We start from the raw sequence: 7,696 nt of genomic DNA on the forward strand, positions 1-7,696 counted from the left end.
TCGCGCGGCGGCAGCATCCTGGCGAAATGGTGCCTCAGCCACCACAAGGAAAACTTCCTCTACACCCACTTCGAGGAAATCTGCGAGATCATGCGCGCCTATGACGTGTCGTTCTCACTGGGCGACGGCCTGCGCCCCGGCTCGATTGCCGACGCCAACGACCGCGCGCAGTTTGCCGAACTCGAAACGCTGGGCGAACTGACGCAAATCGCCTGGAAGCACGATTGCCAGGTGATGATCGAAGGGCCGGGGCATGTCCCGATGCACAAGATCAAGGTCAACATGACCAAGCAGCTCGAAACCTGCGGCGAGGCGCCCTTCTACACGCTCGGGCCGCTCACCACCGATATCGCGCCGGGATACGACCATATCACCAGCGGCATCGGCGCCGCCATGATCGGCTGGTTCGGCTGCGCCATGCTCTGCTATGTCACCCCCAAGGAGCATCTGGGCTTGCCTGACCGCGACGACGTCAAGGTCGGCGTCATCACCTACAAACTCGCCGCCCACGCCGCCGATCTCGCCAAGGGCCACCCGGCCGCCCAACTCCGCGACGACGCCCTGTCCCGCGCCCGCTTCGACTTCCGCTGGCGCGACCAGTTCAACCTGTCACTGGACCCCGAAACCGCGCTCAAATACCATGATGAAACCCTGCCGGCCGAAGGCGCCAAGGTCGCGCATTTCTGCTCGATGTGCGGGCCGAAATTCTGTTCGATGAAGATCACGCAGGACGTGCGCGATTACGCGGCCAAGCAGAACACCGACGCGATGCTGGAAGCGGGAATGGCGGAAAAGAGCGCCGAGTTCCGAGCCAAGGGCGGGGAGATTTACCTGCCGGCGGCGGAGTGACCCACCTCTTCCCTTGAGGGAGAGGTCGGACTCGCGAAGCGAGCCGGGAGAGGGGTGGGCTAAAGAACAGCCTCCGGCGGGCAGGTGCTGAGCCCCTGCACCCACTTTCATTGGGGCGACCCTACCCTGTTGCGCTCGCCCCTCGGTCAGCTAGATGCACAATCCGGTTATTTGCCAAATGTAGCCATGATTCTATCCCACAATGCAATTTACTGTCCTCGATATTAGGCGAGCACCCAACCCCGTTGCTAATTCATCAATGATCAGTCATCAAAGCAGCCGGCTGTAGTTTTGAATGACAGAAGCCCGAGCTGCTAGCGCCGACGTCGTAACACCCCATCATACTCTAGGCTTGACATGATAACGGACACATTAATTACCGATCAAGTCTGGGCAAACGCGCCCTCCGACGCGGAAGAAGCGTTCTTGTTCATCGCACTGGCAGCTTATAATCAGCTGAAACTCCTAACCGGCGACGAAACGCTCAGAGGTCAACATGGCTTGGTCGCCTGGCGCCAGCAATACGTTTATGAAGTTTGCACTGTTGCCGACGCCTTGGGGATCAGCGGGCTACCGGACCCCGGGAGGGCGGTTCAAACCACAGCAGCGATGGCGGATTTCGATACCCATCTGGCTCGCGTAATAACTAAAATCAAAGCTGTGAAGCGTGCTGAACTGCGAGATGATTCCGTCCTGCTTTCTTATCAAACTAAAGAAGATATCCGAAAGCATCTTGAAGAGCTAAGAGCGAAAATTAACTCGTCAAACCTTAGCGACACTGCGCGGGCAGCGCTTCACAAGAAGATTGACGCAGTAGAAGCGGAAATTGACCATCAACGATCAAGCCTACGTTCTTTTTGGTTACTGGCTGGCGCTATGGCAACAGCGGGTTGCATGACGGTCAGTACAATTAATGACATGCCTGGCGCAATAAAAACTGTTAACGTGATTATTGATCTCGTTCATCAAGATAAGGCGGCCCAAGAAGCACATGAGCTGCATCGTAATAAGCCTCCAATGATAGAATATAAAAAAACTCTTCAGATCGCCCACAAACAAGACTAGGCGGCGTGAACAAATTGGTTGATGCGGGACTCGGTGGTTGATTCAAGGCTTCCTATCGGCGAGTTACGGTGACAGTATACTTAATTCCCCCTCTCCCGCATGCGGGAGAGGGGAGACGCGCGCCAGCGCGCCGGGTGAGGGTGTGCCTGCGTGTCGGGGTTGAGCGCTGGCGCGGCGCAAAAATCACCCTCACCCGCTCGGCGAAGCCGCCGAGTCGACCTCTCCTCGCAGGCGGGAGAGGGGAAAAGTGATTCCGACATCAGTACGTAAACCTGCGAAATACGACTGTCCGTCGCGACATATCAGGCTCCGCCAGATACCGCGCTGGCATCCACCCCTGCGCCTGGCTGTTGCCTTCATGGTTGCCCCACCAAGCACGATGCAGGCTCGCCGATTTCGGCAGACCGCCCACCAGCTTCGAAATCTCCTCGTATTGCATCGTGACTTGGGAATCGTCTTTCTTGCGAAGATATTCCAGTAGCGGCGCGTACTTCGCACCTTTGCCGGATGATGGCGCCGAATGGTGCATAACGTCCCCCTGCAATTCGCCTTCTTCTTCCAAAGCCCACACCGGCGCTTCCAGCGCCTCCGCCACCTTGCGCCGCGTCGCCGCAGAACCCGTGCCGCCGCCGCTTTCGATGCGGCTCAGCCAGACCTGGCTCAACCCCGTCCGCCGCGCCAGTTCCGCCTGCGACAACCCACGATAGCGCCGCCAGGCAGCGATCGGGTGCAGGCCTTCATCGAGGATGACGCCGAGCACTTCGCCCGGCATTGTCCCCTCGCCCGCGTCGATGCGTGCCAGCGTGGCGCGTGCATCCGCGACGCCCTCGCCTTCCGTCGCCATTGCCGCCAGCCGGTCGAAGTCCTTGGCCGGCAGCACCACCATCTCGGTGCCTTCCGGTGTCATGAAGCGCTGAACCGCCACATTCATATTGGCCTCCTATTCGTACACGCCGCCGCGCGGCCCGATGCGCACCACCGAGACGATCACCAACGTCTCGGTATAAATCACACGCCAGTCGCCGACCCGCAGCCGTAACAGGCCTTCGCCGCCTTTCAGCGGCGTGATATTGCTGACGAGGCTCGCCGGGTCATTTGCCAGTTGCGAAACCTTGGCGCGTATACGCGCCGACGTTGCCGCGTCGATCCGCATGAGCGTCTTGGCCGCTTGCCGGCTATACTCGACTCGCCGCGTCGTCATTCACACATTCTATAACTGGAAAAAGTTTTAGAGTAAACGCACTATTTCGTGCACCCTCTCCCGCAGGCGGGAAGGGGATTACTCTAGAAAATGCGATGTGGGACCTCAGCCCCCCGCTTTCGCGGGGGCAGGCTACGCTGCCGGAAGCCTTTCTGCTGCCAGGCCCAAAACACTCGCTGCCGGCAGAACCCGGCCCTTACGCCGCCATGCCGGTCGTGACGTCGCGCTCGGCCCATTTCGACGGATGGAAGTCATCCGATTGCGTGATGCGCAGGCGCTTTTCGGCGGTGGCCTCGGACGTGGAAATGACGTGATCGATGCCTTCGACAGTGATGGCGAACGTCCCGTCTTCCATGATCTCGATGAAGCTCTTCTTCCGCAGATACCAGGCATGAAATTCGAAATTTTCGTACGAGCAGTTCAGGCTGCGCGAAATATCAAAGGCGCCGGCCCCCGGAGTACGGGCGCACTGCCGCCGCTTCTTGTACAGATACATCAGGATGTTGGCATGCATGTTGGCATCGCTCATCGCGGCAATGCCCTCGGAAAGCCCTGCCGCTTGCGAGGTAAAGGTAAAGCCGGTGTTGCGGACGTACAGCACGTCATAGCTCGCACGCTTTTCCGGCTTTCTCAGCACGCCATAGGCTTCGATGATCGTGTTGAACAAATCCCGATCGGCGGTTTCCGGATGGTCCGGGTGATACATCTTCGCCAGATGGCGATAGGCGATTTCCAGGGTCCGCGCGTTGCACTCAGGGTGCACCTGGAGAAGGCTGTAATAATCGATGAAGGGATGACCATTTACCATCACGAACCGCCCCTGCCCCCAAACCATGAACCTGCGGAGTGCTTTCCCCGCGCTATGACAAACGCAACGTTCATCCATAGTTTCAAATTTGTCAAAGGAGAAAGTATTAATTAAGGACGTTTAATCAATATATAACGCAAAAACCGCGAACTTCATGATCCTCATCCGCCTCAAGCCGCTTTGGCGAGCGGCCTACGGGTGCCGCCACCGGCCCGCCAGCCCAGCCAGCCCGTCAGCGCGCCGGCCGCGATGGCGGCTGATGCCGTCAGCCCCAGCGGAATTTGCGCATAGGCGGCCAGCATCGGCCCCAGCGCCGGGACGGACGGCGCAAATGTAAACACGCAAATGGGGCAGCCGCCATCTGTCGCCGTCTGCCCGGCGGGCATTGGGGCCTGTGTCGTTTGGGGGGCGCGAGGGTTAGCCGCCGATGCCCCGCCTAGAGATGCCCCAGCCTGCGCATCCCCGTCACGAAGAACGCCGTTGACCAGCCGAGCAGGATAACGCCGTTGATGCCTTCGATGGCGGCGAGCAATTGCCAGCCCGGATCGAGCAACTCGTCGCCAAATCCGATGGCGGCATAGGTCTGGGTGGAGAAATACACGGCGTGGCGCAGCGTATCGATGGCGCCGAGTTCCAGATAAAGCGCGGCGTAGAGCCATATTTCGGCGGCGTGGAGAACGAACAACCCCAGCACGACCGCCACCGTGAGCGACACGCCGGCCATGGACAGCGGCTTGATGTTCAGCTTCTGTTCTTCGCGGGCTTCGTAGCGCGTCAGCCTGCCGAGCAACACCAAACCGACAGCATGGATGAACACCGTAAGCAGCACCATGGCGGTGGCGGTGAACAATTCTGTCAGCATTGGGCGGCCTGCCGGACATGCCCCGCACCGGCAAAGGTCGCACCCGCCCAAGGCAATAGGGCTGCCGCGCGGCGCCCGTTCACTTGGTGGAGGGGTTTGCCTGGATGACTTTCTTGGGCGCGGCGGCCTTGGGCTTGCGCGTTTCCTTGTTCGATTTTGCCTGACCCTTGGCCATGATCGTGCTCCGTGCGGACGAGACTGTCCTGTGCAGACCATGCGCCCTTCCTGGCCCGGCGTCACCGGGAAATCTGGGATTTCAGGCGGCGCGCATCGCGTTTTCAAGGACAATCTGTTCGGCAACCAGCCGTGACAATGCGGGCACGTCCGGCGCAAAAGGCAAATCGCGCGGCAACGTCATTATCGCGCAAATTTGGTTTTGAAGAACCCAACAATGGCGGTGGTGCTGCGGACCCGGTTGGGCAGCTTGCGCCAACCATGCCCTTCATCGGGGAACAGGATGTACTCGACAGCAACGCCCCTGCCCTTGAGGCTGGCAACGATCTGTTCGGCCTCGATCACCGGCACATTGGTATCGTTGGCGCCGTGGAGCACAAGTAGCGGCGTTGTCACCACATCGATCTTGCCGAGCGGCGACAGCTTGGCCAGCATGGCCCTGTCCTTGACTGGATCGCCATATTCGACCTTGGAAATGGCCGCCATCCATGGCTGTGTATTCTTGAAAAACGTGTCGAAATTCACGACACCGTACAGGTTGACCCCGGCAGCGAACATCGCTGGAAACTCGGTTACTCCGGCCATGACCATATAGCCGCCATAGCTGCCGCCCATGATGCCCAGCCGCGTTGAATCGGCCAGGCCGGCCTTGACCACAAAATCACTTGTATCGGCGATGTCCGTGACACCGGCGTTGCGCAGCGGGCCATTGTCCATTTCCATGAACGCCTTGCCAGAGCCGCTGGAGCCGCGGACATTGGGCAGCAGCACCGAAATGCCGCTGGCCACCAGCGCCTGGACATCACTGCTCAAACTGGGCCGCGACTGGCCTTCGGGGCCGCCATGATAGATGAAAACCATCGGCTGCGGGCCGTTTGCGCCCTTGGGGCGGTAAAGCCAGCCCGACAGTTTCACACCATCGCGCGCCGTCCATTCCAGCAGACGCGGCCGGGCAAGCAACGCCAGATCAACGCCGTCATGCGCCGAATCCGTCAGCCTGGTGACAACGTTGTCCGCCGCCACGACCCGGTAAAGATTGGCCGGCGCGGCAGCACCCGATCCGGTGAACACCAGCGACGTGCCATCGGCTGCAAATTCCGGCGCGCCCACCAGATCGACCGGCGCCAGCGCGGCCTTCCCCAATGCCGGGCCGGGGCGCTGTTGGCCCGTCATGGTGTCGAACCAGCCCAATTCGCTGCGGCCGCTTTTGTTCCAGACCAGCGCGATGCTGCGGCCATCCTCGCTCAGCACCGCATTTTCCAGTTCGGCATCGGCGCGGCCCAGCACGGTCCGCATGGGCCCGGCCTTGCCGGCCGCATTGATATCCACTGCCAACAGCGCATAATTGTCGGTGGCGCCGTTGCCGCGTAGCCACAATCGCCGGCCGTCCGGCGACAGCCCGATGGCCGAAAACTGAGCCCGGCCCTTGTGGCGCGTCACCAATTGTTCGGCGCCGCTTGCCCGGTTCACCAGCCAGACATTGCTGTCGCCGCGCGTCACCGCCCGGTCGAGCACGACACGCCGGCCATCACGGCTGACCAGCACATTGCTCAGCCCAGACGAGCCGGCGCCGACACCGGTCACAGTCCCTGTTGCCACATCGACCAGCTGCGGGTCGAAGCGGGCCGGATCGGCCGCCGCTGATCCGATGCGCAGGGCCTTGCCATCCGGCGTCCAGCCAAAGAAGCGGTTGTTGCTGGCGCCGCCGGCAGTCACCATGCGCCCGCCGCTGCCATCGGACCGAACAAGATGCACCTGCACGTTCAATCCGCCGCCCGGCGCAACATCATAGGCCAGCCAGTCGCCGGCCGGCGACCAGGCCACCGATTGCACCAGGTCGGAAAGCCGGGTGACCGGCACTGGCACAGCGCCAGGCTCCAGCAGCCAGACTTGCGGGCTGCCCGCTGCGTTGGAGACAAAGGCAATCCGCTTGCCATCGGGCGACAGGCTGGCACCGGTGCTGCTGCGGATAGAAGCAATGGCCGTGACCGTTTCGGCAACTCCAGCGGCAGCGGTCGGCGAGCCCCCGGCGACCAAAAAAGCGGCTGCCATAGTCATCAGTCGCTTCATCGCATGTGTCCCCATTTATGTGTCACGCTTGTCAGTGCCTAGAGCTTGAGCAACTGCTTGCCGAAATTCTTGCCCTCGAACAGGCGGCGCAGCGTGGCCGGGCAGTTTTCAAAGCCGTGCTGGATGTCCTCGGCTGTCTTGAGCTTGCCCTGCGCCATCAGGTCAGCCAGCGCGGCGACGCCCTCGCCGTACCGCTTGGCATAGTCGAGCACGATGAAGCCCATCATCCGGGCGCGCATGACGGTGATATTCATGTAATTGCGCAGGCCAGGTGAACGGTCCTCGCCGGTGTCATTATAGCTGGAGATGCCGCCGCAAAGCACGATGCGGGCACGCAGCGCCAGATTGGCAAGGCCGGCATCGAGGATTTCGCCGCCGACATTTTCAAAGATGACATTGACGCCTTTTGGCGCATGTTCACGGATAGCACGAGCAACATTGCCGGCGCGGTAATCGATACAGGCATCGGCGCCGGCGACATCCATCACCCAGGCGCATTTTTCCGGGCCGCCAGCAATACCGATGACCTTGCAGCCCAGCGCCTTGGCAATCTGCACGACGACGCTGCCGGTGGCGCCGGCTGCGCCCGATACCAGCACGACATCGCCGGCCACTGGCTGGCCAAGATCGGTCAGGCCGAACCAGGCGGTCAGGCCGGTGACGCCAA

Annotated in this window: 9 protein-coding genes; 2 read left to right on the forward strand and 7 right to left on the reverse strand. The window is 61.1% G+C overall.

Translation table 11 applies throughout. The features are described from left to right. Both RMQ73_RS00120 and RMQ73_RS00125 read left to right on the forward strand, forming a co-directional pair. On the forward strand, window positions 1-849 hold an 849-nt coding region (locus RMQ73_RS00120; protein ID WP_310495922.1), incomplete at its 5' end, for a phosphomethylpyrimidine synthase ThiC. A gap of 357 nt (window positions 850-1,206) precedes the next feature. Beyond that, a complete protein-coding gene (locus RMQ73_RS00125; protein ID WP_310495923.1) occupies window positions 1,207-1,914 on the forward strand; it encodes a hypothetical protein in 708 nt (235 codons plus the stop codon). A gap of 259 nt (window positions 1,915-2,173) precedes the next feature. Here RMQ73_RS00125 and RMQ73_RS00130 read toward each other — a convergent pair whose 3' ends face one another. The 7 genes from RMQ73_RS00130 to RMQ73_RS00160 all read right to left on the reverse strand — a co-directional run. Continuing rightward, on the reverse strand, window positions 2,174-2,845 hold the full coding sequence (locus RMQ73_RS00130) for a helix-turn-helix domain-containing protein (protein ID WP_310495924.1): 672 nt from the start codon (window positions 2,843-2,845) through the stop codon (window positions 2,174-2,176). Between the two features lie 9 nt (window positions 2,846-2,854). After that, window positions 2,855-3,115 carry a type II toxin-antitoxin system RelE/ParE family toxin gene (locus RMQ73_RS00135; protein ID WP_310495925.1) on the reverse strand — a complete coding sequence of 87 codons (261 nt, stop codon included), beginning with the start codon at window positions 3,113-3,115 and terminating at the stop codon, window positions 2,855-2,857. Between the two features lie 196 nt (window positions 3,116-3,311). Then, entirely contained in the window at window positions 3,312-4,001 is a 690-nt protein-coding gene (locus RMQ73_RS00140; RefSeq protein ID WP_310495926.1) for a DnaJ domain-containing protein, read from the reverse strand. A gap of 92 nt (window positions 4,002-4,093) precedes the next feature. Then, window positions 4,094-4,264: a hypothetical protein gene (locus RMQ73_RS00145; protein WP_310495927.1), complete on the reverse strand. Its 171-nt coding sequence runs from the start codon at window positions 4,262-4,264 to the stop codon at window positions 4,094-4,096. Between the two features lie 95 nt (window positions 4,265-4,359). Then, entirely contained in the window at window positions 4,360-4,785 is a 426-nt protein-coding gene (locus RMQ73_RS00150; RefSeq protein ID WP_310495928.1) for an ion channel, read from the reverse strand. Window positions 4,786-5,142: 357 nt separating this feature from the next. Further along, entirely contained in the window at window positions 5,143-7,029 is a 1,887-nt protein-coding gene (locus RMQ73_RS00155) for a S9 family peptidase (protein WP_310495929.1), read from the reverse strand. A gap of 38 nt (window positions 7,030-7,067) precedes the next feature. Further along, the coding region (locus RMQ73_RS00160; RefSeq protein ID WP_310495930.1) for an NADP-dependent oxidoreductase at window positions 7,068-7,696 on the reverse strand (629 nt) is incomplete at its 5' end.

The sequence above is a fragment of the Sandarakinorhabdus sp. genome, assembly GCF_031430775.1.
GTDB lineage: Bacteria > Pseudomonadota > Alphaproteobacteria > Sphingomonadales > Sphingomonadaceae > Sandarakinorhabdus.

What these genes read in the sequence shown, in the direction of transcription:
- RMQ73_RS00125 (WP_310495923.1), top strand. Translation starts at nt 1,207, where the DNA reads ATGATAACGGACACATTAATTACCGATCAAGTCTGGGCAAACGCGCCC.
- RMQ73_RS00130 (WP_310495924.1), bottom strand. Translation starts at nt 2,845, where the DNA reads ATGAATGTGGCGGTTCAGCGCTTCATGACACCGGAAGGCACCGAGATG.
- RMQ73_RS00135 (WP_310495925.1), bottom strand. Translation starts at nt 3,115, where the DNA reads ATGACGACGCGGCGAGTCGAGTATAGCCGGCAAGCGGCCAAGACGCTC.
- RMQ73_RS00140 (WP_310495926.1), bottom strand. Translation starts at nt 4,001, where the DNA reads ATGGATGAACGTTGCGTTTGTCATAGCGCGGGGAAAGCACTCCGCAGG.
- RMQ73_RS00150 (WP_310495928.1), bottom strand. Translation starts at nt 4,785, where the DNA reads ATGCTGACAGAATTGTTCACCGCCACCGCCATGGTGCTGCTTACGGTG.
- RMQ73_RS00155 (WP_310495929.1), bottom strand. Translation starts at nt 7,029, where the DNA reads ATGAAGCGACTGATGACTATGGCAGCCGCTTTTTTGGTCGCCGGGGGC.